The organism is Streptomyces olivochromogenes, from assembly GCF_021538895.1.
In the GTDB taxonomy this organism is placed as follows: domain Bacteria; phylum Actinomycetota; class Actinomycetes; order Streptomycetales; family Streptomycetaceae; genus Streptomyces; species Streptomyces olivochromogenes_A.
This window is the reverse complement of the sequence record NZ_JADDRL010000040.1, coordinates 29,590-54,214: the sequence shown is the minus strand read 5'-3', so window position 1 is coordinate 54,214 and position 24,625 is coordinate 29,590. Positions and strand designations below refer to the sequence as shown.

23 protein-coding genes are annotated in these 24,625 nt (G+C 73.4%); 12 read left to right on the top strand and 11 right to left on the bottom strand.

Annotation, left to right across the window (positions count from 1 at the left end):
• The first annotated feature begins 52 nt into the window (after window positions 1–52).
• The 3 genes from IPZ69_RS21390 to fxsA all read left to right on the top strand — a co-directional run bounded on the left by IPZ69_RS21390 (window position 53) and on the right by fxsA (window position 3,629).
• A complete protein-coding gene (locus tag IPZ69_RS21390) occupies window positions 53–1,666 on the top strand; it encodes an amidohydrolase (protein ID WP_235455815.1) in 1,614 nt (537 codons plus the stop codon).
• A 551-nt stretch (window positions 1,667–2,217) separates the two neighbouring features.
• A complete protein-coding gene (locus tag IPZ69_RS21385; RefSeq protein ID WP_235455814.1) occupies window positions 2,218–3,012 on the top strand; it encodes a polyprenol monophosphomannose synthase in 795 nt (264 codons plus the stop codon).
• Window positions 3,013–3,065: 53 nt separating this feature from the next.
• Window positions 3,066–3,629, top strand: a complete 564-nt coding sequence (fxsA, locus tag IPZ69_RS21380; protein WP_235455812.1) for an FxsA family membrane protein — start codon at window positions 3,066–3,068, stop codon at window positions 3,627–3,629.
• Between the two features lie 237 nt (window positions 3,630–3,866).
• Here the strand turns inward: fxsA and IPZ69_RS21375 are convergent, their stop codons facing one another.
• The 4 genes from IPZ69_RS21375 to yczE all read right to left on the bottom strand — a co-directional run bounded on the left by IPZ69_RS21375 (window position 3,867) and on the right by yczE (window position 7,384).
• A complete protein-coding gene (locus IPZ69_RS21375; protein WP_003977404.1) occupies window positions 3,867–4,241 on the bottom strand; it encodes an RNA polymerase-binding protein RbpA in 375 nt (124 codons plus the stop codon).
• 278 nt (window positions 4,242–4,519) lie between these two features.
• Window positions 4,520–5,869, bottom strand: coding sequence for an MFS transporter (locus IPZ69_RS21370; protein ID WP_235455810.1), 1,350 nt, complete (start codon window positions 5,867–5,869; stop codon window positions 4,520–4,522).
• 61 nt (window positions 5,870–5,930) lie between these two features.
• Window positions 5,931–6,698: a glycerophosphodiester phosphodiesterase gene (locus tag IPZ69_RS21365; protein ID WP_235455808.1), complete on the bottom strand. Its 768-nt coding sequence runs from the start codon at window positions 6,696–6,698 to the stop codon at window positions 5,931–5,933.
• Entirely contained in the window at window positions 6,695–7,384 is a 690-nt protein-coding gene (gene yczE, locus IPZ69_RS21360) for a membrane protein YczE (protein ID WP_235455806.1), read from the bottom strand. The genes IPZ69_RS21365 and yczE overlap by 4 nt, the downstream gene beginning before the upstream one ends.
• A gap of 64 nt (window positions 7,385–7,448) precedes the next feature.
• Here yczE and IPZ69_RS21355 point away from each other — a divergent pair, with 64 nt between their 5' ends.
• Window positions 7,449–8,948 (top strand): SCO1417 family MocR-like transcription factor, encoded by a 1,500-nt coding sequence (locus IPZ69_RS21355; protein ID WP_235455804.1) that lies wholly within the window; start codon window positions 7,449–7,451, stop codon window positions 8,946–8,948.
• Window positions 8,949–8,960: 12 nt separating this feature from the next.
• Here IPZ69_RS21355 and IPZ69_RS21350 read toward each other — a convergent pair whose 3' ends face one another.
• On the bottom strand, window positions 8,961–10,592 hold the full coding sequence (locus IPZ69_RS21350) for a type IV secretory system conjugative DNA transfer family protein (protein WP_235455803.1): 1,632 nt from the start codon (window positions 10,590–10,592) through the stop codon (window positions 8,961–8,963).
• A gap of 40 nt (window positions 10,593–10,632) precedes the next feature.
• Complete coding sequence (locus IPZ69_RS21345; protein ID WP_235455802.1) at window positions 10,633–10,827, bottom strand: hypothetical protein; 195 nt, start codon at window positions 10,825–10,827, stop codon at window positions 10,633–10,635.
• 328 nt (window positions 10,828–11,155) lie between these two features.
• Between IPZ69_RS21345 and IPZ69_RS21340 the strand changes: the two genes are divergently transcribed.
• The 5 genes from IPZ69_RS21340 (at window position 11,156) to IPZ69_RS21320 (ending at window position 16,708) form a co-directional block, all read left to right on the top strand.
• The gene (locus IPZ69_RS21340; protein ID WP_235455801.1) at window positions 11,156–11,548 is read left to right on the top strand and encodes an ankyrin repeat domain-containing protein; all 393 of its coding nucleotides are present in this window, start codon (window positions 11,156–11,158) and stop codon (window positions 11,546–11,548) included.
• Between the two features lie 301 nt (window positions 11,549–11,849).
• The gene (locus IPZ69_RS21335) at window positions 11,850–13,268 is read left to right on the top strand and encodes a HEAT repeat domain-containing protein (protein WP_235455800.1); all 1,419 of its coding nucleotides are present in this window, start codon (window positions 11,850–11,852) and stop codon (window positions 13,266–13,268) included.
• 139 nt (window positions 13,269–13,407) lie between these two features.
• A complete protein-coding gene (locus tag IPZ69_RS21330) occupies window positions 13,408–14,535 on the top strand; it encodes a glycosyltransferase family 4 protein (RefSeq protein ID WP_235455799.1) in 1,128 nt (375 codons plus the stop codon).
• Window positions 14,532–15,863, top strand: coding sequence for a glycosyltransferase (locus IPZ69_RS21325; protein ID WP_235455798.1), 1,332 nt, complete (start codon window positions 14,532–14,534; stop codon window positions 15,861–15,863). The genes IPZ69_RS21330 and IPZ69_RS21325 overlap by 4 nt, the downstream gene beginning before the upstream one ends.
• Window positions 15,860–16,708 carry an SGNH/GDSL hydrolase family protein gene (locus IPZ69_RS21320; protein WP_235455797.1) on the top strand — a complete coding sequence of 283 codons (849 nt, stop codon included), beginning with the start codon at window positions 15,860–15,862 and terminating at the stop codon, window positions 16,706–16,708. Before IPZ69_RS21325 ends, IPZ69_RS21320 begins: the two co-directional genes overlap by 4 nt.
• A 4-nt stretch (window positions 16,709–16,712) precedes the next feature.
• On the opposite strand, the gene IPZ69_RS21315 is transcribed toward IPZ69_RS21320, so the two are convergent.
• The 5 genes from IPZ69_RS21315 to IPZ69_RS21295 are packed head-to-tail and all read right to left on the bottom strand — an operon-like array spanning window position 16,713 to window position 21,117.
• Window positions 16,713–17,582: a 5-oxoprolinase subunit C family protein gene (locus IPZ69_RS21315; protein WP_235455796.1), complete on the bottom strand. Its 870-nt coding sequence runs from the start codon at window positions 17,580–17,582 to the stop codon at window positions 16,713–16,715.
• Window positions 17,579–18,196 (bottom strand): 5-oxoprolinase subunit B family protein, encoded by a 618-nt coding sequence (locus IPZ69_RS21310; protein WP_235455795.1) that lies wholly within the window; start codon window positions 18,194–18,196, stop codon window positions 17,579–17,581. The genes IPZ69_RS21315 and IPZ69_RS21310 overlap by 4 nt, the downstream gene beginning before the upstream one ends.
• Window positions 18,193–18,951: a LamB/YcsF family protein gene (locus IPZ69_RS21305; RefSeq protein WP_235455793.1), complete on the bottom strand. Its 759-nt coding sequence runs from the start codon at window positions 18,949–18,951 to the stop codon at window positions 18,193–18,195. Before IPZ69_RS21305 ends, IPZ69_RS21310 begins: the two co-directional genes overlap by 4 nt.
• Before the next feature lie 19 nt (window positions 18,952–18,970).
• Entirely contained in the window at window positions 18,971–19,801 is an 831-nt protein-coding gene (locus IPZ69_RS21300; RefSeq protein ID WP_235455791.1) for a putative hydro-lyase, read from the bottom strand.
• A complete protein-coding gene (locus IPZ69_RS21295; protein WP_235455790.1) occupies window positions 19,798–21,117 on the bottom strand; it encodes an MFS transporter in 1,320 nt (439 codons plus the stop codon). The genes IPZ69_RS21300 and IPZ69_RS21295 overlap by 4 nt, the downstream gene beginning before the upstream one ends.
• 189 nt (window positions 21,118–21,306) lie before the next feature.
• Between IPZ69_RS21295 and IPZ69_RS21290 the strand changes: the two genes are divergently transcribed.
• The 3 genes from IPZ69_RS21290 (at window position 21,307) to IPZ69_RS21280 (ending at window position 24,580) form a co-directional block, all read left to right on the top strand.
• Complete coding sequence (locus IPZ69_RS21290) at window positions 21,307–22,014, top strand: GntR family transcriptional regulator (RefSeq protein WP_235455789.1); 708 nt, start codon at window positions 21,307–21,309, stop codon at window positions 22,012–22,014.
• A 129-nt stretch (window positions 22,015–22,143) separates the two neighbouring features.
• Window positions 22,144–23,670, top strand: coding sequence for a hypothetical protein (locus tag IPZ69_RS21285; RefSeq protein WP_235455788.1), 1,527 nt, complete (start codon window positions 22,144–22,146; stop codon window positions 23,668–23,670).
• A gap of 31 nt (window positions 23,671–23,701) precedes the next feature.
• Window positions 23,702–24,580 (top strand): hypothetical protein, encoded by an 879-nt coding sequence (locus IPZ69_RS21280; RefSeq protein ID WP_235455787.1) that lies wholly within the window; start codon window positions 23,702–23,704, stop codon window positions 24,578–24,580.
• The last annotated feature ends 45 nt before the right edge of the window (window positions 24,581–24,625 follow it).

Here is a 24,625-nt window from a genome sequence, read left to right as displayed (position 1 = left end):
CCGACGTGCCCCGAGTGCGGTGCGGGCCCTCGCGCGCGAGAGACTGTGCGGCATGACTGAACGTCCCGTCGACACCAAGACCGTCCTGTTGCGCCGTGGTGAGGTGCACAGCCCCGCCGACCCCTTCGCCACCGCGATGGTCGTGGAGCGCGGGCAGGTGGCCTGGGTGGGCTCGGAGGGCGCCGCCGACGCCTTCGCGGACGGTGTCGACGAGGTGGTCGACCTGGACGGCGCGCTGGTCACGCCCGCCTTCACCGACGCCCATGTGCACGCCACGTCGACCGGGCTGGCCCTGACCGGCCTCGACCTCTGCGACGCGCCCTCCCTGGACGCGGCCCTGGCCCTCGTACGGGACTTCGCCGCCGCCCGCCCGCACGACCGCGTCCTGCTCGGCCACGGCTGGGACGCCTCCCGCTGGCCGGGCGGCCGCCCCCCGACGCGCACGGAACTCGACGAGGCCACCGGGGGACGGCCGCTGTACCTCTCCCGCATCGACGTTCACTCGGCGGTCGTCACCACGGCCCTGCTGGACCTGGTTCCGGGCGAGCTCTCCCGCGTGGACGGGCCGCTCACCCAGGACGACCACCACGAGGCCCGCGCGGCCGCGTACGGCGCCGTCACCCCGGCCCAGCGCGCCGAGGCCCAGCGCGCCGCCCTCGCGCACGCGGCCTCCCTCGGCATCGGCTCCGTCCACGAGTGCGGCGGGCCGAAGATCTCCTCCGAGGACGACTTCGCCGACCTGCTGCGGCTGGCCGCCGAGGTGCCCGGTCCCCGGGTGGTCGGCTACTGGGCCGAGCAGGGCGAAGAGGGTGTCGCCAGGGCGCGGCAGCTGGGCGCGCTCGGCGCGGCCGGCGACCTGTTCGTCGACGGCGCCCTCGGCTCGCACACCGCCTGTCTGCACCAGCCCTACGCCGACGCCGACCACACCGGCGCCGCCTACCTCGACGCGGACGACATCGCCGCCCATGTGATCGCCTGCACCGAGGCCGGCCTCCAGGCGGGCTTCCACGCCATCGGCGACGCCGCCGTGACCTCCGTCGTGGAGGGCGTCCGCGCCGCCGCCGAGAAGATCGGCCTCGCCCGCGTCCGCGCCGCCCGCCACCGCGTCGAGCACGCCGAGATGCTCACCCCCGAGTCCGTCGCCGCCTTCGCCGAGCTCGGCCTGACCGCCTCCGTCCAGCCCGCCTTCGACGCGCTGTGGGGCGGCGAGGACGGCATGTACGCCCAGCGCCTCGGCGCGGAGCGGGCCCGCACGCTCAACCCCTTCGCGACCCTGCTGCGCAGCGGCGTCCCGCTCGCCTTCGGCTCCGACAGCCCGGTCACGCCCCTCGACCCGTGGGGCACGGTCCGCGCGGCCGCCTTCCACCGCACCCCGGAGCACCGGATCTCCGTGCGCGCCGCCTTCACCGCCCACACCCGCGGCGGCTGGCGGGCCGTCGGCCGCGACGACGCGGGCGTCCTGGTCCCCGGTGCGCCCGCCGACTACGCCCTGTGGCGCACCGACGCGCTCGTCGTCCAGGCCCCCGACGACCGGGTCGCGCGCTGGTCCACCGACCCCCGCTCCGGCACCCCTGGCCTGCCCGACCTGACCCCCGGCAACGACCTCCCGGTCTGCCTGCGCACCGTGGTGGGCGGCCGGACGGTGTTCGTACGGCCGGGCGAGTGATCTCCCGGGGTGGCGCGGGCGTGATCGTCCGGCGCCGCCTCGTCGCGCGACCTGCGCATCCTCCGCACCGACCTGGAACGGGGTGGTGTTTGCGCAGGTCAAACGGCTGTTGACAGCCAGCCGCAGCGGGCCGGTAGGTTCGGCCGAGTCCACCGCCGGACGCCCGACCGGGGAGCTTTTGCACACTCGTCGCAGCGCCGCTGGGTCAGGGACGGTGTGCCGCACCGGGGCGCCGTCGCTGGGAGCCAGGCTCAGTGCCCGCGCCGACGGGGGAAGGTTCCGGCCGGTCGGGAGGTGTGACCCGGGTGGGGCCCGGACGCTCAGTAGACAACGGCTTTCGGTCGACCCGCAGCCAGCGGGCCCCAGGTCGGCCCGAAGGGCGTCGGGCCCCCATCCGCAGCGGCGCGCAGAGCCGCACGGCCCGAAAAGCCGAAAAAATGCATTCTTACCCCGCTCTTGCGGAATCGACACCACCGTACGAACGTGCTGTCACGTCCGCGCAGGCCGCGGCCACTATGGTGGTCCCCTGCGTACGACACGAAGGGGCAGCAGTGAACGACGGCGACGGGACCCCCGCGGCACAGGCCCAGGAGAGGCGGTTCGGCCCGCTCGGCACGGCCTTGGTGATCATCCCGACCTACAACGAGGCGGAGAACATCAAGGCCATCGTCGGCCGGGTCCGCAAGGCCGTCCCCGAGGCGCACGTCCTCGTGGCGGACGACAACAGCCCCGACGGGACCGGCAAGCTCGCCGACGAGCTGGCCGCCGAGGACGACCACGTCCAGGTCCTGCACCGCAAGGGCAAGGAAGGCCTCGGCGCCGCCTACCTCGCGGGCTTCCGCTGGGGCCTGGACAACGGCTACGGCGTGCTCGTCGAGATGGACGCCGACGGCTCCCACCAGCCCGAGGAACTGCCCCGCCTGCTCACCGCCCTCAAGGGCGCCGACTTGGTGCTCGGCTCCCGCTGGGTGCCGGGCGGCCGGGTCGTGAACTGGCCCAGGTCCCGCGAGTTCATCTCCCGCGGCGGCAGCCTCTACTCCCGCCTGGCCCTGGACCTGCCGCTGCGCGACATCACCGGCGGCTACCGCGCCTTCCGCCGCGAGACCCTGGAGGGCCTCGGCCTCACCGACGTCGCCTCCCAGGGCTACTGCTTCCAGGTCGACCTGGCCCGCCGGGCGGTCAGGGCCGGCTTCCACGTCGTCGAGGTGCCCATCACCTTCGTCGAGCGGGAGCTGGGCGACTCCAAGATGAGCCGCGACATCCTCGTCGAGGCGCTGTGGCGGGTCACGGCCTGGGGCGTCGGCGAGCGGGTCGGCAAAATCACCGGCAAGGGCAAGCGCGCCTGACCTCGGGCCGCCCCCTTATCCCGCACTGAGCCGGGCCCAGGCACACTGGGTGCATGACGACTGGCGCTCCGACCCCTCCGCCTCGCACCCGACCCCGGCGCTCCCGGCTGCGCACGTTCCTGCCGCTGGGCATCGCCGCGTGGCTCGTGCTGGAGATCTGGCTGCTGACCGTGGTCGCGGGCGCGGCGAGCGGTTTCACCGTGTTCCTGCTCCTGGTGGCGGGCTTCGTCGCCGGTTCCGTGGTCATCAAGCGCGCCGGGCGCCGGGCGTTCCAGAGCCTGAACGAGGCCCTGCAGCGCGGTGGCTCCCCGGAGCGCGGCGGCGGCAACGGCTTCATGATGCTCGGCGGCCTGCTGATCATGATCCCGGGCCTGATCTCCGACGTCGTGGGGCTGCTGCTCCTGCTGCCGCCGGTCCAGAAGGCCCTGAGCCGCTACGCCGAGCGCACCGTCGACCGCAAGCTCCGCCAGGCCGCCCCCGGAACCCTGGGCGACGCCTTCCAGCAGGTCCGCATCCACCGCCCCGACGGCAAGATCGTGCAGGGAGAGGTCATCAGGGAGACCGCGGCCGAGCCCGGCGACCCCGCGTGGGACCAGCGCCCGCCGCTGACCAGCTGATACGCCGCGGCCACCTCTCGGCGCAGGCCGACATCACTCAGCCCGTCCGGCGATCGAGGACGAGGCACTTCGGGCCGAAGGCGGGGGTCCGGGGCGCAGCCCCCGGAGGGCCCGGCCACCCACGCCAGGAACCCCCACCCGCACCCACAACGAAACCGCGGGCGCCGTACGTCAACATGACGTACGGCGCCCGCGGTCAATCTCGTTGCGCTGTGTCGCGGCCCAGTCCCGCAGGAACTACGCGGACTTGCGGCTGTCCCGGGGATGAACCGCGATGTTCATCGCCCCGGAGCGGAGAACCGCCAGGCGCTCCTCGAGGACCTCTTCGAGCTCCTCACGGGTGCGCCGCTCCATCAGCATGTCCCAATGTGTACGCGCGGGCTTGGCCTTCTTCTCCTCGGGGCCGTCGCCGTCCACCAGGAGTGCCTGGGCACCGCAGACCTTGCACTCCCACTCCGGCGGGATCTCCGCCTCGACCGAGAAGGGCATCTCGAAGCGGTGCCCCTTCTCGCATGCGTACTCCACGGCCTGGCGCGGAGCCAGGTCGATGCCGCGGTCCGTCTCGTAGCTGGTCACCACGAGGCGCGTACCGCGAAGAGCTCGCTCACTCATGAATCGTGCCTCCCGGGCTTGTCGCCCACAGGACAGGTGTCGCTGTCGTCGTCATCCGGTCAACGTCCGGTCGGCGGTAAAGATTCCCGTTCCGAGTCCCGTACCGGGTCATGCGTCGCCGTCGTAGCCGCCCCTTGTTGTACCCACCAGCGCCCGGTTTGTCACATCTGCTAGCAGATGTCACCCAGCGTTTCGGCTTCTTTGACGCGCAGTAACGGTACGCCTGGCAGGCCAAACGCGTACACTACCGCCCTTTCGCGTTGAGCGCTAAATCAGTGCTAAATCTTCTCCGGAACCGGGTTACCCGCCGCGCCGATCGCCCGCCGCACCGGAACCCGCGCGAGCAGCACGAACCCGATGACGAAGAAGGCCACCAGCGAGATGATCGCGGAGCGGTAGCTGCCGGTCAGCTGGTAGGTGACGCCGAACAGCAGCGGGCCCAGCCAGCTCATGCCCCGGTCGCTCATCTCGTACGCCGCGAAGTACTCGGCCTCCTTGCCGGGCGGGACGAGATGCGAGAACAGGGACCGGGACAGCGCCTGGCTCCCGCCGAGCACCAGCCCGATCCCGGCGGCCAGCACGAAGAACCACACCGGCGCCCCGGCCGGCAGGAAGTACCCGGCCGCGAGCGTGACCGTCCAGGCGACCAGGGATCCGAGGATCGTGCGCTGAGCGCCGTAGGTCCGTGCCAGCCGCCCCATCGCCAGCGCGCCGGCCACCGCCAGCACCTGGACCAGCAGCACGGCCCCGATCAGCGTCGACTGCCCGAGCCCGAGCTCCTCGGAGCCGTACACCGACGCCTGGGAGATCACCGTCTGGATGCCGTCGTTGTAGATGAGGTACGCGAGCAGGAAGGAGAGCGTCAGCGGATGCCGCCGCATGTCGCGGACGGTGGCCGCGAGCTGCCGCAGGCCGGGCGCGGTGGACTCGCGCGCCGGAGTCGACCGGCGGTCGCGCAGGCGGCGCAGCGGTACGAGGGTGAAGGCGCCCCACCACAGACCCGCCGACGCCAGGCAGATGCGGACGGCCGCGGTCTCGGAGAGGCCGAAGCTGTCGTGCGCGGAGTAGAGGACGAGATTGGCGACCAGGACCAGGGAGCCCGCCGCGTACCCGAAGGCCCAGCCCCGCGAGGAGACCGCGTCCCGCTCCTCGGGCGGGGCGATCTGCGGCAGGTAGGAGTTGTAGAGCATCGTCCCCACGGACGACGCGGCGTTCGCGACGATCAGCAGCGCCCCGCCGAGCAGGTACCGGTCGCCGTCCAGGAAGAACATGGCCGCCGTCGCCGCGGCCCCCACATAGGCGGCCGCGCCCAGGAGCGGCTTCTTGCGGCCCGTGCGGTCGGCGACGCTGCCCACCAGCGGCATCACCACCACGGCCACGATCACCGACAGGGACACGGTGTAGGCGAAGAACGAGCCCGCCCGGACCGGTATCCCGAGCGGATGCACGAAGCCGTCCGCGTCCGCCGCGTGCTCGGCGACCGAGGTCAGATACGGGCCGAGGAACACGGTGAGCACGCTCGTCGAGTAGACGGAGCACGCCCAGTCGTAGAAGTACCAGCCACGCTGCTCGCGCCGCCGTTCGACGGCCTCGTCGGCCGCCAGTGCCCGCACGGTTTCGGTGCCCACCCGTGCCCTCGCTTCCCCGCTGAAAGTGCCGTGCGAAGGCGTGGCCGGGCGGGCCGGGTGCTCAGACCCAGACGCCCCGGTCCTCCATGACCTTGCGCAACGTGTCGATGTGATCGGTCATGATGCCATCGACACCGAGGTCCAGGAGCCGGTGCATCCGCTCCGGTTCGTTGATCGTCCACACGTGGACCTGCAACCCGAGCGCGTGGGCGGCGCGCACGAAGCGGTGGTCGACCACCGGGACGCCGGACTGCGACTCGGGCACCTGCGCGGCGACCGCCGACCGGCGCACCGCGGCGGGCAGCCCCCAGGAGCGCAGCCGCAGGCTGAGCACCCCGCGGACCCCGAACGACGTGGCCAGGCGCGGCCCGGCCAGCCGCTGGGCGCGCAGCACGCGCGCCTCCGAGAAGGAGCCGACGCACACCCGGTCCCAGGCGTTGGTGCGCTCGATGAGATCCAGCAGGGGCCGCAGGGCCGGCTCCGCCTTGGCGTCCACGTTCCAGCGCACGTCCGGGAACGTCTCCAGCAGCTCCTCGAAGAGGGGTACCGGCTCGCTGCCGCCCACGCGCGCCTGCCGCACGTCCTCCCACGGGAGGTCGCCGATCCGGCCCGCCCCGTCGGTGACCCGGTCCAGGGTGTCGTCGTGGAAGGCGACGAGCTTCCCGTCCGTCGTGGCGTGCACATCGGTCTCGATGTACCGGTAGCCCAGGTCGACCGCGCGGCGGAACTGCGCCACGGTGTTCTCCAGGCCGTCGGCGGCACCGCCTCGATGGGCGAAGGGTATGGGGCCGGGGTGGTCCAGGTACGGGTGGCGTATCAACGTGCTCACCGTGGCAGTATCACCCGTCCGGGTGTCCCCGTGGCAACGACCGTGCTGCCGTCGGATGCAGCCGGGACGGCGAAAACGCGCAGGAACAGCTGGGCCAGCGGCCCGATCGACAGCGCGTACAGCACGGTGCCGACGCCGATGGAGCCGCCGAGCGCGAACCCGGTGGCCACGACCGCGACCTCGATGGCGGTCCGCAACAGACGGATCGAGGCACCGGTTTGCCGGTGCAGCCCCGTCATCAGACCGTCGCGCGGACCCGCGCCGAACCGCGCCGCGATGTAGAGGCCGGTGGCCGCCCCGTTGAGCACGATTCCGGCGAGCAGCAGGGGGATCCGCACGGCGAAGGCGTGGGCCTCGGGCACGACGGCGAGCGTGCCGTCCATGACGATGCCGATCACGAAGACGTTGGAGACCGTGCCGAGACCGGGGCGCTGGCGCAGCGGGATCCACAGGAGCAGCACCGCCGCGCCCACGATGATCAGGACGACCCCGATGGAGAGCCCGGTGCGTTCGGCGAGCCCCTGGTGCAGCACGTTCCAGGGCTCCAGACCCAGGCCCGCCTGGACGAGAAGGGCGGAACTCACGCCGTACAGCGCGAGTCCCGCGTACAGCTGGATCAACCGTCGCCCGAGACGGTCCTGTGTGGACAAGAGGTCCCCCCTGGTGGTGGTAGTGGCCTGGCTCATGACACCCTGTGGCTTGGGGATGAACGCCATCCATGGCCAATTCGGGGAAGGTGGACTGATCTGCATGGCGCAGTGGACTTCGGCGGTGGGTGCCGCACAGCTCGCCCGGCTGCTCACCTCCCAGCAGGAGCGGCCCGCCGGTCCCGGCAGCCGCCGCCCGCCCGCCTACCGCGCCCTCGCCGACGGCATCCGGCTGCTGGTGCTGGAGGGCCGGGTGCCGGTGGCCGCGCGACTGCCCGCCGAACGCGAACTGGCCCTGTCGCTGTCCGTCAGCCGCACCACGGTCGCGGCGGCCTACGAGGCGCTGCGCACCGAGGGCTTCCTGGAATCCCGGCGCGGCGCGGGCAGCTGGACGGCGGTTCCGGCGGGCAACCCCCTGCCCGCCCGCGGCCTGGAACCCCTGCCGCCCGAGGCACTCGGTTCGGTGATCGACCTCGGCTGCGCGGCGCTGCCCGCGCCCGAGCCCTGGCTCACCCGGGCCGTGCAGGGTGCCCTGGAGGAACTGCCGCCGTACGCCCACACCCACGGCGACTACCCGGCCGGTCTGCCGGCCCTCCGCGCGATGATCGCCGAGCGCTACACCGCGCGCGGGATCCCCACCATGCCCGAGCAGATCATGGTGACCACCGGTGCCATGGGTGCGATGGACGCCATCTGCCACCTCTTCGCGGGCCGCGGCGAGCGCATCGCCGTCGAGTCACCCTCCTACGCCAACATCCTCCAGCTGATGCGGGAGGCCGGCGCCCGGCTCGTGCCGGTCGCCATGGCCGAGGGGCTGTCCGGCTGGGACATGGACCGCTGGCGCCAGGTGCTGCGCGAGGCGGCCCCCCGGCTCGCGTACGTCGTCGCCGACTTCCACAACCCCACCGGTGCGCTGGCCGACGAGGACCAGCGGCGTCGGCTGGTGGACGCGGCCCGCTCCGCGGGCACGGTGCTGGTCGCCGACGAGACGATGAGCGAGCTGTGGCTGGACGAGGGCGTGGATATGCCGCGGCCCGTGTGCGGCTTCGACCGCGCCGGCTCGACGGTGATCACCGTCGGCTCGGCCAGCAAGGCCTTCTGGGCCGGGATGCGCATCGGCTGGGTGCGGGCCGCCCCCGACGTGATCCGCAGCCTGGTCGCGGCCCGCGCCTACGCCGACCTGGGCACGCCGGTACTGGAACAGCTGGCCGTGAACTGGCTGTTCAGCACGGGGGGTTGGGAGCAGGCCGTGGACCTGCGCCGCGGCCAGGCCCGGGAGAACCGGGATGCCCTGGTGGCGGCGGTACGGCGCGAGTTGCCGGACTGGGACTTCGAGGTGCCCGCGGGAGGCCTCACCCTGTGGGTGCGGGCCGGGGGCCTGTCCGGGTCGCGGCTCGCCGAGGCGGGGGAGCGGGTCGGCGTGCGCGTACCGTCCGGGCCGCGCTTCGGCGTCGACGGCGCCTTCGAGGGCTACGTGCGGCTGCCGTTCACAGTCGGCGGAGCGGTGGCCGAGGAGGCTGCGGTCCGTCTGGCGGCGGCGGCCCGGCTGGTGGAGACGGGGGCGACGGGAGGGGCGGAGTCCCCTCGGACGTTCGTGGCGTAGTACCGCCCCGGCTCAGGGGGCCGCTTCCAGCTCCGCTCCCGAAGCCTTGGCCACGACGGCCTCGGTGGGAACCGACTCGGTGGGGATCGCTTCGGTGGGGATCGCCTCGGCGGGAAGCGTCTCCGCGTCCGCAGGCGTCGTACGCGGCGGAAGCAGGGCCAGCACCGCCTGCCGGTCGGCGTCGCTCGTGGCGTCGTCGTACGGGTCGGGGGTCGCCGGAACCTGGAGCCGGTGCACCGGGCCGTACCCCAGCCGGGCGTAGCCGCGCCCCGGCGGCACCTGCGTCAACGGCGTGGTGTGCGGCGGGGCGCCCAGGACCGCTTCCAACTGCTGGGGCGACGCGGGCCCGAGCACGACACGCGCGCGTGTGTGCTGCCGTACCGCGTCGCTCAACGCGTCCGCGCTGTCGAACTGCTCGGCCACCACCATGGTCACATTGGCCGCACGGCCGTGCCGCAGCGGAACCTGGAGCAGCGTCTGCGGATCCCGGCGGCCGTCCGTGGCGGCGAGGTGGGCGAAGACGCTCGGCCGGTCCAGCACGATCCACAGCGGCCGCCTGGTGTCGTCCGGCGGCGGATGACCCGCCTGCCGTGCCCGGTTGGCCGCGATGAGCCGCCGCTCGGTCTCGTGCGCGGCCCACTCCAGACTCGCCAGCGCCCCGGCCAGCCCGCACTCGACGGCCAGGACCCCGTCCCGGCCGGTCAGGCAGGCGTACTCGCCGGTGCCGCCGCCCTCGACGATCAGTACGTCGCCGTACTGGAGCGCCTGGAGGGCGACCGAGCGCAGCAGGGTCGAGGTGCCGCTGCCGGGCTGGCCGAGGACCAGCAGGTGCGGCTCGGTGGACCGGATGCCGGTGCGCCAGACGACCGGCGGCACGTCGCGCTGCTCCTCCCCGTAGGAGAGGGGGAGCGTGCGCTGGACCTCGGTGGGATCGGTGAAGCCCAGGACGGTCTCGCCCGGCGCGGTGACGAAGCGCTGGGCGGCGATGTCGGTGGGCAGGGGCGCGAGGACGGCCACCGTGAGCTGGTTGGCCTCCTCGTCCCAGAAGAAGTGGTACTCCCGGCCCCGCCCGGCCTTCGCGGCGAGCAGGTGCTCGATCCGGGCGCGCTCCTCGGCCTCGCCGTCCGGGAAGTACGCGGGGTAGCGGATCACGAGGTGGGCGACCCGTCCCGCCTCGTCGAAGTCGTGGGTGGGGAAGGTCTTCTCCCACTCGCCGCCGTGGATGTACAGCGGCGCGGGGTCCTCGGCGGTGGAGAAGTAGGGCACCAGGGCCTCGTACAGCGACCGCAGCCGCTCCGTCTGTGACTCATCGGGACCCTCCGGCTCCGACGCGGTCCGCTCCCGGCCCTGCCAGGCTGCCGCCGCCATCAGCGTGATGGCGGCGAGCAGCGGTCCGTACGGCAGGAGCGCCACGACCAGGACGAGCGTGGCCGCGAGGAACAGCAGCGGCCCGCGTTTGTCCTTGGGCGTGTCCGCCCACTTGCGCCGCCCGGCCGAGGCCAGCCGGCGCAACCCGCGCGAGACGGTGATCAGCGGGTGGAGGACGTCCGTGGCGCTGTCGGCCGCCGTCCGGGCCAGCTCCCGGCTCCGGGCGATCTGCGCGCTGCCGTTGCTCAGAATGCGGGGGAGGGGGCGCCGGGCCACTGCTGTCTCCTGTTGGTGCGTACGGACGGGAGGGGCGGCGTCAGAACTTGATGCCGCCGAGCAGGCTCGCCAGGCTCTCGCCGCCTGCCTTGATGCTCGGCGCGATGGCCGTGCTGGCCAGGTAGAAGCCGAACAGGGATGAGACGCAGGCGTGCGATGCCTTCAGGCCGTCCTTCCGGAAAAAGAGGAAGACGATGATGCCGAGCAGGACGACGCCTGACATGGAGAGAATCATTTTCGGTCTCCTGGTGTCGAGGGGGGACAGTCACCATGAGTTCTTCCAGGATCACAGCATGTATCCATACGACAAAAGGTGCAACTGGGTGGATTTCCGAGGATTTCACCTGGTCGGCTGAGGGATCCTGGCCCGGCCGGGCGGGGTCGCGCGCGTCCTGTGGGCGGGACTCCCGCGCCCCGTGGGGTCAGTGGTGATCTTTACCTCGGGCATATCCAGTCATGTGCCGCGAGAGCCAGTACCCTGGCGTTTCACCCGTACGGCGGCAACCGCTCGCTGCCGTAGGCTCCCTCAGTCCCCGAAGTGCGCAGGAGAGGCGGTCCGGCCGATGAGTGAAGCCCCCGACCCCGAGGTCGTGGAGCTGGCGACGAAGATCTTCGATCTCGCCCGGCAGGGCGGGACCGAGGCGCTCGTGGCCTACGTCGACGCGGGCGTCCCGGCCAACCTCACCAACGACCGAGGCGACTCCCTCGTGATGCTCGCGGCCTACCACGGCCACGCGGACGCGGTGCGTGCGCTGCTCGCCCGGGGTGCCGAGGCCGACCGGATCAACGACCGGGGCCAGACCCCGCTCGCCGGGGCCGTCTTCAAGGGAGAGACGGAAGTGATCAAGACACTTCTGGAAGGCGGCGCAGATCCGGCTGCGGGTACTCCGTCGGCCATTGACACGGCGCGTATGTTCGGCAAGACGGAACTGCTCGAATTGTTCGGCGCACATTGATCCGAACGTCCTGACCAGGAACGACACGCAAAACGGGGGAGGCGGTAAAGGGCCGCCGGAAATACGGTCGCGGCAGGAGAAACCCGCGAGTCATCATGACGTCGTGATTCACGGACGCGATGGCTGGGCAGGTGTTGCCGCACCACGCGGACCGTGATGCGGTCCGCATGGGCCACTGACGAGAGGCAGAGAGAAATGGTCTACAGCAAGCAAGAGACGGCGGGCGCCCCGACGTTGTGTCACGCGGCCAGGTAGTGCGTGTTCCCCGGTTGCGTCGACGCTTGATGTGAGGCTGTTTCCCATGTTCGATCCGGTCATAGCGCCCAGCGGTACGCTGCTCGGCCTGCTCCAGCGGGGCCGTGGCGACGGCACGCTGCACGCGCTCACCGCCCCCCGCGCCGAGGCGCTCGCGGCGCTGAACCACTGCGTGCTGCGCGACCCGCGCCACGACTGGCAGGTGGAGAACCGCTCCCTCTACTACGCCCGCCTGTACCTCGATCTCGGCGGCGAACTGGACGCCATCGAGGCCCACCTGTTCTGCGCCGAGGACGTCCTCGACACCGAGGAGTCCCGCACCGGCCTCGCTCTCGCCGTCCTCGGGCACCTCGCCTCGTACGGCAGGCGCGACGCCCTCGAACTGCTGCGCAGGTACGCCGGCTCCGGTTCCAACTGGGCCTGGGCGCTCGACGAACTCGCCCTCCGGGACGACGACGCGGGCCTGCGCGCCCTCGCCGCCCCCGTCCTGGCCCGCTTCGCCACCGACGCCGAGGGCGAGGCCGAGCTGGCCGCCGCCGTCCGCGACGCCTTCGAGCCACGGCCCTGGCGGCTGTGGGCCGAGGATCCGCGCGAATCCGTCGCCACGCGCGTGCGTGCCGCCCAGGAGGCCGGCTGTTTCGACCGCTGGCAGCGGCAGCTGCGACCGAGCGGGCCCCGTCCGGGGTGGAGCGTGCGAGCGGTCTTCGAGTGGGCCCAGCAGGGCCTCGAACGCGGCGCCGCCCTGCATGTCCCGGCCGCCCGCTGTCTCGTCGCCGTGGCAGGCCCGGAGGACCGGCCCGAGATCGTCCAGGCCGCCAAGGACGGCACCGAGGGAGCCCGGTGCACCGCCCTGCGCTACCTGGCCGACAGCAACGACCCCGACGCCCTCGGCCTGATCGAGGCCGCCGTCGGCGACGGCACCACGCCCGTCGTGGAGGCTGCCGTCGACGCCTTCGAGCGGATGCGCAGCATCGCCGCCGTCGACCGGGCCCGGGGCTGGGCCCACCGGCCCGACGCCCTCGGCGCCGCCGCCGGACGCATGCTCGCCTGTCGCGGCGGAGCCCAGGACAGCGACCTGGTCCTCGGCGCCCTCCGTGAGGCCGTACGGGGCGAGGGCCCCGACGCGCCGACCCTGTGGACCCTCGTCGACGGCACCGGACGGCTCGGCATCGCCTGCGCGGCCCCCGTCCTGCGCCACATCTATCGCGAGACGGCGTCGTCCCACCTACGGGGCCGCGCCGCCCGCGCCCTGTCCGCCACCGACCCCTCCTTCCCGGCGGGCTTCGCCGTCGAATGCCTCTGGGACTGCGAGGAGAGCACTCGCGAGCTCGCCGCCCGGCACGCCGAGACCGGTGACGCCCGGGTCGTCGAGCAGCTCCGCCGGCTCGCCGCGGATCCGGCCGAGGAGGCCGAGGTCCAGACAGCCGTGCGTAGCCGAATCGCGTCGGACGGACCCGCCGTGTGAACACGAGGTGACTCGTGGGTCAGGAAGTCATGGACGCGATCTGACCTGCTCGGGTGTGCAGCGCAACGCTCATGGGACGTTTATCGTTCGGAAAGATCCACTTTGACGCGGCCACGTTCAGCGCGGCGACAACACCGGTATGCGTGTCGTCATCGTGACCGAATCCTTTCCCCCCGATGTGAACGGCGTGGCCCACTGCGCGCTCCAGACCGCCCGGCACCTCGTCGATCGCGGTCACGCTCCCCTCGTCGTCGCTCCGGCTCCCGCCCCCGGCAACAAGCCCGACGCCTCGGCGCCGTGCCCCGTTGTCCATGTCCCCTCCCTCCCGCTCCCGGGCTACCCCCAGGTCCGCGTCGCCCTCCCCAGCCGACGCCTCGCCGCCGCACTCATCGAGCACCGTGCCGATGTCGTGCACCTGGCCAGCCCCTTCATCCTCGGTGTCCGCGGCATGGCCGCCGCCGCCAAGCTCGGCATCCCGGCCGTGGCCGTCTACCAGACCGACCTGGCCGGATACGCCCGCACGTACGTGGGCGCCGGTGAGGCGGCGGCCTGGCGGCGCATACGCTCCGTCCACTCCGCCGCCGACCGGACCCTCGCCCCGTCCAGCGCCTCCCAGCAGGACCTGGAGGCACATGGCGTGCCCCGGGTCAGGCTGTGGCCCCGAGGCGTGGACACCGTCCGCTTCCGCCCCGACCTGCGCGACGAGGCACTGCGCCGCGAACTCGCCCCCAACGGCGAGGTCATCGTCGGCTACGTCGGCCGGCTCGCCCCCGAGAAGCAGGTCGAGCTCCTGGCCGGTGCCTGCGGCCTGGAGGGCGTGAAGGTCGTGATCGTGGGCGACGGCCCCAGCCAGGCGCACCTGACCGAGGCGCTGCCGGGCGCGGTCTTCCTCGGCCGCCGCACCGGCTCCGACCTCGCCCGGATCTTCGCCTCGCTGGACGTCTTCGCGCACACCGGCCCCTTCGAGACCTTCTGCCAGACCGTGCAGGAGGCCATGGCCAGCGGTGTCCCCGTGATCGCGCCCGCCGCCGGCGGCCCGCTCGACCTCGTCGACCACGGCCGCACCGGCTTCCTGGTCCCGCCGCGCGACGGGGACGCCGTCCGCGACGCGGTGGCGACCCTGGCCACCGACCGGGGCCTGCGGACCGCCTTCGGCGCCACCGCCCGCGCGACGGTCGAGGGACGCACCTGGGCCGCCGTGGGCGACCAACTGATCGCCCACTACGAGGACGTCCTCGCCCACCGCCGGGCGGTGGTCGCGGCATGACCGGCGACTCCCTGCGCATCGTCCGGCTCGCCAACTTCGTCGCCCCCGCCTCGGGCGGCCTGCGCACGGCCCTGCGTGAACTCGGCACGGGCTTCCAGGCGGCGGGCCACGAATCGGTGCTGATCGTGCCCGGCGAGCGGTTCTCCGACCGGGACACCGAGCAGGGCCGGGTCATCACCCTGCCCGGCCCGCTGCTGCCGGGCACCGGCGGCTACCGCGTCCTCACCGACAAGCGGCGCGTCGCCACCCTGCTGGAGCGCCTCGCCCCGGACCGGCTCGAGGTCTCCGACCGCACGACGCTGCGGTGGACCGGCCGGTGGGCCCGGCGCGCCCGGGTCCCCGCCGTGATGGTCTCCCACGAGACCGCCGACGGCGTCCTGCGCACCTGGGGCCTGCCGGAGAACCTGTCCCGGCGCGCCGCCGACGCCCTCAACATGCGTACGGCCCACACGTACTCGCGGATCGTGTGCACCACGGAGTTCGCCGAGCGGGAGTTCGTCCGCATCGGCGCGCGGAACGTCGTACGGGCCCCGCTGGGCGTGGATCTCATGCAGCGGCACCCCGCGCTGCGCGACCCCGAGATGCGCGCCCGGCACGCGCGCCCGGACGAGGCGCTACTGGTGATGTGCTCCCGGCTGTCCGTGGAGAAGCGGCCCGGCACGGCGCTCGACGCGCTGGAGGCGCTGGTACGGCGCGGTCGGCGCGTGGTGCTCGTGGTGGCCGGCGACGGACCGCTGCGGGTACGGCTGGAGCAGCGGGCGCGTGAGCGCGGGCTGCCGGTGACCTTCCTCGGGCACGTGGCCGACCGGGGCGAGCTGGGCGCGCTCCAGGCCTCCGCCGACGTCGCCCTGGCCCCCGGGCCCGCCGAGACCTTCGGGCTCGCCGCGCTGGAGGCCATGGCCTGCGGCACGCCCGTGGTGGCCAGCGCGTCCTCCGCGCTGCCGGAGGTGATCGGATCCGCGGGCGCCACGGCGGCCGACCACGGCGCCGCCTTCGCGGACGCCGTGGAGATGCTCCTGGAGCGCCGGGAGCACGAGCGCCGTGAGGCCGCACGCGCGCGTGCCGAGTGCTTCGGCTGGGGCGCGGCGGTCGAGGCGTTCCTCGCGGCGCACGACGCTTCCGTCCTGTCGGAGGGCGCGGGGGACGACGATACGACGGCGCTGTCCCGTCCTGGCGCGGAGGACGGGACGACACCGTCCCGTCGTAGCGCCGACGACACGACGGCACCGTCCCGCTCCGTCGCCCACGACACGTCGGCACCGTCCCGTCCCGCCACGGACGGAACGTCGGCACCGTCCCGTCGCGTCGTCCCGGAGGGCGTCGTATGAGACCCGTCCGCTTCGTGGCCCTCGGGGACTCGCTCACCGAGGGAGTGGGCGACCCCGCCGGCGAGGGGTGGCGCGGCTGGGCCGCGCTGCTGGCCGGCGGACTCTCCGGGGACTCGGTCGACTTCACCAACCTCGCGGTCAGCGGGGCGCAGACGCGGGACGTCCTGGAACGCCAGACCCCGGCCGCACTCGACCTGCGCCCGGACGTCGCCTCCGTCGTCATCGGCGTCAACGACACCCTGCGCTGCACGTTCGACATCCACGCGGTGGCCGCGAACCTCGACAAGGCCTACGCGGCGGTCACCGGGCAGGGCGCGGTCCTGCTCACGGCGTGCCTGCCCGATCCCGGCTCGATGCTGCGGCTCCCGGGCGCCCTGGCCCGCCCGCTGGCCCGCCGGCAACGGGCGGTCAACGCCGTGGTGCACGCGCTCTCGGAGCGGCACGGGGCGGTCCACCTGCACGCCAGCGAGGGCGCGTGGCTCGCCGACCGCGCCATGTGGAGCGCGGACCGGCTGCACCCGGGGGAGCGCGGCCACCGGCAACTGGCCCTGCGTTTCCACGCGCTGCTCGCCAAGGCGGGCGTCGCGAAGGGCAAGGCACCCTCTCCCGAGCCGGAGTTCCCCGTGCCCACCAAGTCGGCGAGCCTGCTGTGGCTGGCCACCGCCGGCACCGCCTGGGTGATCCGGCGCTGCACCGACCTGCTGCCGCAGCTGCTGAGGCTGGCCCTCGACGAGATGCGGCACCGCGCCCGGGGCACCAGCGCCCGCCTCGACCTGCGCACCTCCGCCGCGGTCTCGTCGGCACTGGCCGCCCTGTCGGTCGCGGAGCGGCCGGACGCCGCATGACGGCTCAGCGTCGGCGCACGGCCACGAAGCGGACCGGGGTACCCGGTACCGCCTGCGCCGCGGCCGGGAGGTCGGCGGCGCGGACCACCGCGACCACCGGGTAGCCCCCGGTGGTCGGGTGGTCGGCCAGAAAGATCACGGGACGGCCGTCCGGCGGCACCTGGACGGCGCCGAGGACCATCCCCTCGCTGGGGAGTTCGCCGGGACGGGCCCGCTCCAGGGCGGGCCCTTCCGTGCGCAGTCCGATGCGGTTGCTCGCGGAGGACACCCGGTAGGTCCGCGCGGTGAGATCCCGTACGGCTCGGGGCGTGAACCAGTCGTCGCGCGGGCCCGGCGTCACGCGCAGGACGAGTTCGGCCGGCGGGCTCGGCTGCGGGGCGACGTCCACGCGCGCGTGCGGGCCGGCCGCGGCGCCCAGGGTCAGCACCGCGCCGTCCGTGAGCGGCGCCGGGCCGAGGCCGGACAGCAGGTCCGTGGACCGGCTGCCCAGAACCGGTTCGACGGCGACGCCGCCGTTGACGGCCACGTAACTCCGCACCCCCGCGACCGCTCTGCCCACCTCCAGTACCACCCCGGCCGGGACCACGACCGGGCCGCCCCAGGCCGCCGGACGGCCCCCCACGGTGACCGGGCACGGGGCGCCGGCGACCGCCACGGTGACCGTCGACCGCGGCCGCAGGGCACAGCCGTCGAGGGTCGTCTCCAGCACGGCGGCGTCCGGCGGATTGCCCACCAGCCGGTTGACGAGCGCCGCCGCGGGCGCGTCGAGCGCCCCGGACCGGGGAACTCCGAGATGGGCGTGCCCGGGCCGCCCCCGGTCCTGCACCGTGGTCAGCGCCCCGGCCCGTACGACGACCAGGGCACGATCCGTCATACGTCACCCACCGGTACGAAGCGGACGCGCGCACCCGGTGACAGCAGCGCGGCCGGCACGCGCGCGTGGTCCCACAGGACCGCGTCGGTCGTACCGATCAGCTGCCAGCCGCCCGGCGACGAGCGCGGGTACACGCCCGTGTACGGGCCCGCCAGGGCCACGGCCCCGGCGGGCACGGCCGTGCGCGGAGTGGCCCGGCGCGGCACGTCCAGGCAGGCGGGGAGGCCGGTGAGGTAGCCGAACCCGGGGGCGAACCCGCAGAAGGCGACGGTGAATTCGGTGGCCGCGTGGATACGGGCAACCTCCCGCTCCGGCACCCGCCAGTGGGCGGCGACCTCGGCGAGGTCGGGGCCGTCGTAGCGCACCGGGAGCTCGATCACCTCACGCGCGCGCGGGGGAGCGGGCGGCACTTCGGAGGCGGTCAGTTCGGATGCCCAACGAACCGGGTCGTCGAGGCTGTCGAGCAGCACCGTACGGGCCGCCGGGACGATCTCCCGGACGGCCAGGGAGCCCTCCGCGCGGCGGCGCAGCAGCTCCGCGTGCAGTGCCTGGGCCTCCTCGCCCGTGGACACCTCGACGAGCAGCCCGCTGTCGCCGACGGGCAGCGCCCTCATGCGAAGGCCTCCACCCGCACGCCCGACGCGACCAGCCGCTCGCGCACCCGGCGGGCGAGCTCCACCGCGCCCGGCGTGTCCCCGTGCAGGCAGAGCGAGCGGGCGCGGACCTCGATGCGCGCACCGGAGTGCGTGGTGACCTTGCCGGAGCGCGCCAGATCCACCGCGCGCTCCTCGACGGCCGCCGGATCGCTGAGCACCGCGCCGTCCTGCCCGCGCGGCACCAGCGTGCCCTCCTCGGTGTACGCGCGGTCCGCGAACGCCTCCGTGACGGCCGGCAGTCCGGCCTTCTGCGCCAGCTCCAGCAGGCGCGAGCCGGGCAGCCCCAGGACGGGGAGCGAGGTGTCCGCGAGGAGCACGCCGTCGATCACCGCCCCGGCCTGTTCCGGGTCGTGCACCACCCGGTTGTAGAGCGCGCCGTGCGGCTTCACATAGGCCACGCGGGCGCCCGCCGCGCGCGCGAAGACCTCCAGGGCGCCGATCTGGTAGGCCACTTCGGCCGCCAGCTCGGCGGGCGGCACGTCCATCGCGCGCCGCCCGAACCCCGCCAGGTCCCGGTAGGACACCTGCGCGCCGATCGTCACGCCGCGCTCGGCCGCCACCTCGCACACCCGGCGCATGGTCGCCGCGTCCCCGGCATGGAAGCCGCAGGCCACGTTGGCGCTGGTGACCACGGACAGCAGCCGTTCGTCATCGGTCAGCCGCCAGCGGCCGAAGCCCTCGCCGAGATCGGCGTTCAGATCGATCGAGGTCATGAATCTTCCGTGTCTCCTGTCAGGCCACGCGGTACTGCTCGTCGCGGGCGTCCGTGAGGAACATCTGTCCCGGCGCGTGGGTGATCGCGAACGGTGGGCGCGAGGCCATCACCGCGGCCTGCGGGGTCACCCCGCAGGCCCAGAACACCGGGATGTCGTCCGGGCCGACGTCCACCGCATCCCCGAAGTCGGGGCGGCCGAGGTCGTCGATGCCGAGCGCCGAGGGATCGTCGCAGTGCACGGGACCGCCGTGCACCGCCGGGAACAGGCTGCTCTCCCGGATCGCGGCCGCCAGATGCTCCGGCGGCACCGGGCGCATGGACACCACCAGCGGTCCGCTCAGCCGCCCCGCCGGCCGGCACTGGCGGCCGGTCACGTACATCGGGACGTTGCGGCCCTGTTCGACGTGCCGGATCGGGACGCCGGCCCCGGCCAGGGCCCACTCGAAGGTGAAGCTGCAGCCGATCAGGAACGACACCAGGTCGTCGCGCCAGTGGGCGCGCACGTCCGTCGGCTCGTCCACCAGCTCCCCGTCCTGCCACACCCGGTAGCGCGGCAGGTCGGTGCGCAGGTCCGCGCCCTCCGCGAGCTCGGTGGTCCAGGAGCCGGCGTCCGTGACGTCGAGCACTGGACAGGGCTTGGGGTTGCGCTGGCAGAACAGCAGCATGTCGTAGGCCCAGTCGGCGGGCACCGAGATCAGGTTGGCCTGCGTGTGGCCCGCCGCGACCCCGGCCGTGGGGCCCGCCAGACCCTCCCGGCAGCGGGCCCGCGCGGTTTTCGCGCTCCACGCGTGCGCGTGCTCGTCGACGAGGGTCAGGGGGCGGTCCTCGGTACGGTTCGCTCCGGTCACGCCAGTTCCCTTCCGCGTGTCTCCGGCAGCCCGAACAGCGCCAGCGCCGCGATGCCGTACCCGATCGCGCCGAAGACCAGCGCGCCGCCCACACCCCAGCTGTCGGCCAGGAAGCCCACCAGGGTCGGGAAGACGGCGCCCACGGCGCGGCCGGTGTTGTACGTGAACCCCTGCCCCGTGCCGCGTACCTCCGTCGGGTACAGCTCGCTCAGGAAGGAACCGAAGCCGCTGAAGATCGCCGACATGCAGAACCCGAGCGGGAAACCGAGCACCAGCAGCAGGGTGTTGGCGCCGCTCGGGATGTTCGCGTACGCCAGGATGCACAGCGCCGACAGCAGGGCGAACAGCCAGATGTTGCGGCGGCGGCCGAGCCGGTCGGTGAGGTAGCCGCCGGTGAGGTAGCCCAGGAAGGCGCCGGAGATCAGGAAGGTCAGATATCCGCCGGTGCCGACGACCGACAGGCCACGCTCGGTCTTGAGGTACGTCGGCACCCAGGTCGCCAGCGTGTAGTAGCCGCCCTGCACGCCGGTGGACAGCAGGCCCGCGAAGACCGTCGTGCGCAGCAGACCCGGCGCGTCGGCCGTACCCGGCCGGAAGATCGCCGCGAACGAGCCCCGCCGCGCGTTTCGTTCGCGCACCGCCGTCGCCCCCGGGGCGTCGTGCACCCGGCGGCGCAGCCACACCACGAGCAGTGCGGGCAGCGCGCCGGTCCAGAACATCACGCGCCAGGCCCAGTCGTCGCCGACGTAGGTGAAGACCAGCGTGTAGACGAGTGCGGCGAGCGCCCAGCCCACGGCCCACGAGCTCTGGATCGCGCCGAGGGTACGGCCCCGGTTCCTGGCGCTCGCGTACTCGGCGACCAGGATCGCGCCGACCGCCCACTCGCCGCCGAAGCCGAGGCCCTGGAGAGCGCGGAACACCAGCAGCGTCTCGTAGTCGGGCGCGAAGCCGCAGGCCACGGTGAACACCGCGTAGGTGATCACCGTGATCATCAGCGCCCTGACCCGGCCGACCCGGTCCGCGAACACGCCCGCCGCGGCGCCGCCGATCGCGGAGACCACCAGCGTGACGGTGGTGAACAGGCCGGTCTGACCGCTGTCCAGGCCGAAGTACGCCGCCAGCGCGACCATGCTGAGCGGCAGGGTGAAGTAGTCGTAGGAATCTAGGGCATATCCACCGAAAGCGCCCGCGAAGGCGCGGCGGCCGCCGGGGCCGAGGTCGTGCAGCCATCCCAACGCGCCGCCGTCGGCGCCGCGTTCACCCGCGCCTGTCCTGGCGTCGGAGGGAAGGGCCTGAGGTGGAGGGGTCGAGCTCATGGGCACCTCGCAGATGAGGGACGGAAGGTGCGGGAAACGGAGCCGCGTCGAGAGCCGTGCCGTGCGGGAGTTGTGCGCAGGAGTCGTGCCGTGCGGGGATCGTGCCGTGCGGAGCACCGTAGAGGATCGTTCAACGATCCTTCAATACCCGTGTTGTTTCGTCCTGGTGTCTGCGGTTGAATTCCGGGCATGGCAGAGCACCTGACGGGACTGGCCGACGACCGTGCCCTCCTGGGCCGTACGAGCACCGCCGAGCGTGTTTCGGACATCCTCAGAAGCCGCATCGCCGAGGGCTATTTCCCGCCGGGCACCCGGCTGTCGGAGGACAGCATCGGAGGGGCGCTCGGCGTCTCCCGCAACACGCTGCGCGAGGCGTTCCGGCTGCTCACCCATGAGCGCCTGCTGGTCCACGAGCTCAACCGGGGCGTGTTCGTCCGGGTCCTGACCGTCGAGGACGTCGAGGACATCTACCGCACCCGCGCCCTCGTCGAGTGCGCCGTCGTGCGCCGGCTGGGCGAGCCGCCCTACGCGCTGGAAGGACTCGCCTCCGCGGTCACCGAGGGACAGCTGGCGTCCGTCGAGAATGACTGGAAAGGACTGGGTACGGCCAATATCCACTTCCACCGGGAACTGGTCGCCCTGGCCGGCAGCGAACGCACCGACGAGCTGATGCGCAGCGTTTTCGCCGAGCTGCGGCTGGCCTTCCACGTCGTGGACGACCCGCGCCGGCTGCACGAGCCGTACCTCGCGCGCAACCGGCAGATCCTGCAGGCGCTCCAGGCCGGCGACCGGCGCGAGGCGGAGAGGCTGCTGGAGACCTACCTCACGGACTCGCTGGAGCGGGTCGTGGAGGTGTACCGGCGCCGGGTCGGCGAGGATGGCCCGGGCACGGACTGACACCGCCGGCGAGGGCGGGCCGGAGTGCCGGCCGGCACGTCAGGACCGACGCCTTCTCGCGCGGCTGTGACGCCCGTCGCTTCTGCGTCGTTTGGGTCGTTGTCAGACCGAGGATTTAGTCTGTGCACCGTGACTTCGCCTGCACCGACGGACAGCGTTCCGCCCCAGTTCACCGCGGTGCCGCGCCCGGCTCCGGGCCCGGCCGCCGACGAGGGGCTGGCGCGGCGGCTGCGCGCGCTCGCCTGCACGGCACCGCTGCACGACCTCGACGCGCGCAAGGCGAACCTCGCCGGCGAGTACTCGGTCTACGGCATGGCCGAGGTGGCCCTCGCCGCCATCGACCTCGTCACCCTCAACATGGACTTCGACACGGGCGCCGACCACGAGCAGATAGTGGCCAGGCTCATCCCGCGCATCGCCGCCCAGGCCCCGCGGCGGCCCGTCGCCGAGCACGAACGCGTCGCCCGCTGGGTCCTGGAGAACCTGATCAACGTCGGCAGCGTCGACCGCGGCTTCCGCGCCGTGTACGGCACGTTCGCACCGGACGGCACCTATGTCCGCCGTGACTACGACTTCAAGCTGATCGAGGAGGTCCCGGGCCCCGGCGGCACCGTCTACCTCCGGACGACCGACGAGGCGGTCAACGTCCTCGTCGGCGCCCTGGACACCGACGTCACCAGCGCCCAGATCGCCGCCGAGGTCAAGCTGGAGGTCCTGATCAACCGGGGCCGCCTCGCGGACGCCCAGCTCGCCGCGGAGCAGGCCCGCTACCGCACCGTGCAGTACTCGGAGACCCTGCGCCGGGCCCTGGACGCGACCCGGCGCAACGTCCGGGCCGTGGACTGGCTCAACGCCGTGCCCGACATGATCGCCGAGGCGCTGGACCACGTCGCCGACCGGTACCGCCACGAGAACGCGATCCTCACCAACATCCGCCGGGCCCGCGACGAGACCGAGGACTCCGAGCACAAGCGCCGCGCCGCCGAGCTGGTCGACATCGTCAAGGACTGCATCCGGCGGCACACCCAGCTCCAGTCCCGGCTGCTGGAGGCCGGCCCGCTGTTCCGCGCCGAGCAGGACCGGCAGGCCTTCGCCACGCCGATGACGACGTCCGGGATCGACCTGTACGGACACCTCGTCGCGCCGGTGCTGCCGCTGCCCGTGGAGCAGGCGGTCCGCGTCACCGACGCGTTCTTCGCGCGCGGGACGGGCCTGCGCACCCCGGTGTCGGTCCGGGTCGGCGACCTCGTCGACATACTGCTGACCCCGCCCCTGGAGCGCGAACACCTCGGCGCGGAGATGCCCGAGCCGGACCTGATCGCGACCCCGGACGACAGCCGGTTCAGCGACGAGCAGCTGGCGGCCGCGACGGAGCTGCTGGACCTCCCGGCCGACGCGCCCCGCCGGCTGTCGGGACTGCTCGCGCAGGCGCGCCGCCAGGACCCCGATCTGCCCTACCTGGTGGCCCTGCTGGCGGTCCACGCCGCCAGCCCCCCGGTCGGCACCGCCTACCGCCAGGGCGAGGAGAAGCTGCTCTTCGCCGTGGACGACGGGACCGAATTGGACGACCCCGAGTTCGGCGGTGCCGACCTCATCGTGGGCACAGCCCTGCTGGACGCCGCGGGGATGGCGGCGGACCGGACGGAAGCAGCATGAGTGAACGAGAACGCGACAAGGAGCCGAAGCCGTGACCGAGCACGTCGACTGGAGTGAGCCCGAGCCCGCCGCCGCGCCGGCCGGCTCCGCCGTCACGCCCGCCGACGCCGCCGACGCGGCGAGACTCGTCGCCTTCGGGCTCCAGCCCAAGCTGCAGCCCGCGCGGGACCAGGAGTACACCGAGCTGCTCCGCCGCTACCGGGAGGACCCGGCGTTCGCGCGGCTCGCGGACGCCGTCGCCGCCGGTCTGGGGCTGGTCGTCCTCGAAGTGTCCCCGCGCGCGGGGATGGCCGTGACGGCGGCCGAGGACTCGGTGTTCGCCGTGCGCATGGGCGACTACGCGCGTCGCGCCTCCTCCGACTCGGGCGACCGGTTCCTGCACGGGCTGGCCCATCTGGCCCTCGCCGCCCTGGCGTTCCCGCGGCCCGAGGACCTCGCCGACGACGGCTACATCGGCCGGGTCACCGTCAACGGCGTGGACGCCTTCGTCCGGCAGGCCTGCCGGCGTCTGGAGGAGCGGGCCGAGGAACAGGGCGAGAACACCGACCCGGCCACCGACGCACCCGGCCTGGAGGCCGCCTGGCGGATCTGGGTCAGACGCAGCGCGACCGGCGCCACCAAGGACGCCCGCCGGCTCGCCGGGTCGACGACCGGCATCGTCGGCAAGGCGGCCGCCTTCCTCACCGACTCGGGCTTCCTGCAACGCACCGGCGACGACCACGGCGGCACCTACCGCACGACGGCCCGCTACCAGCTCCAGATCCGCGACATGGCGGGCAGCACCGCCATGGCCGAGCTCCTCGACCTGGGCGTCGTCCCGGTCACCGACGGCAGCGCCAGTCTGCTGCCCGCCGAGGACACCGACGACCTAGACCTGGTCGCCGACGCGGGGCTGCCGTTCCACTCCTGAGGCCCTCGGCCACCGCAGATCCCGAACCACCGCACCTTTCCGAAG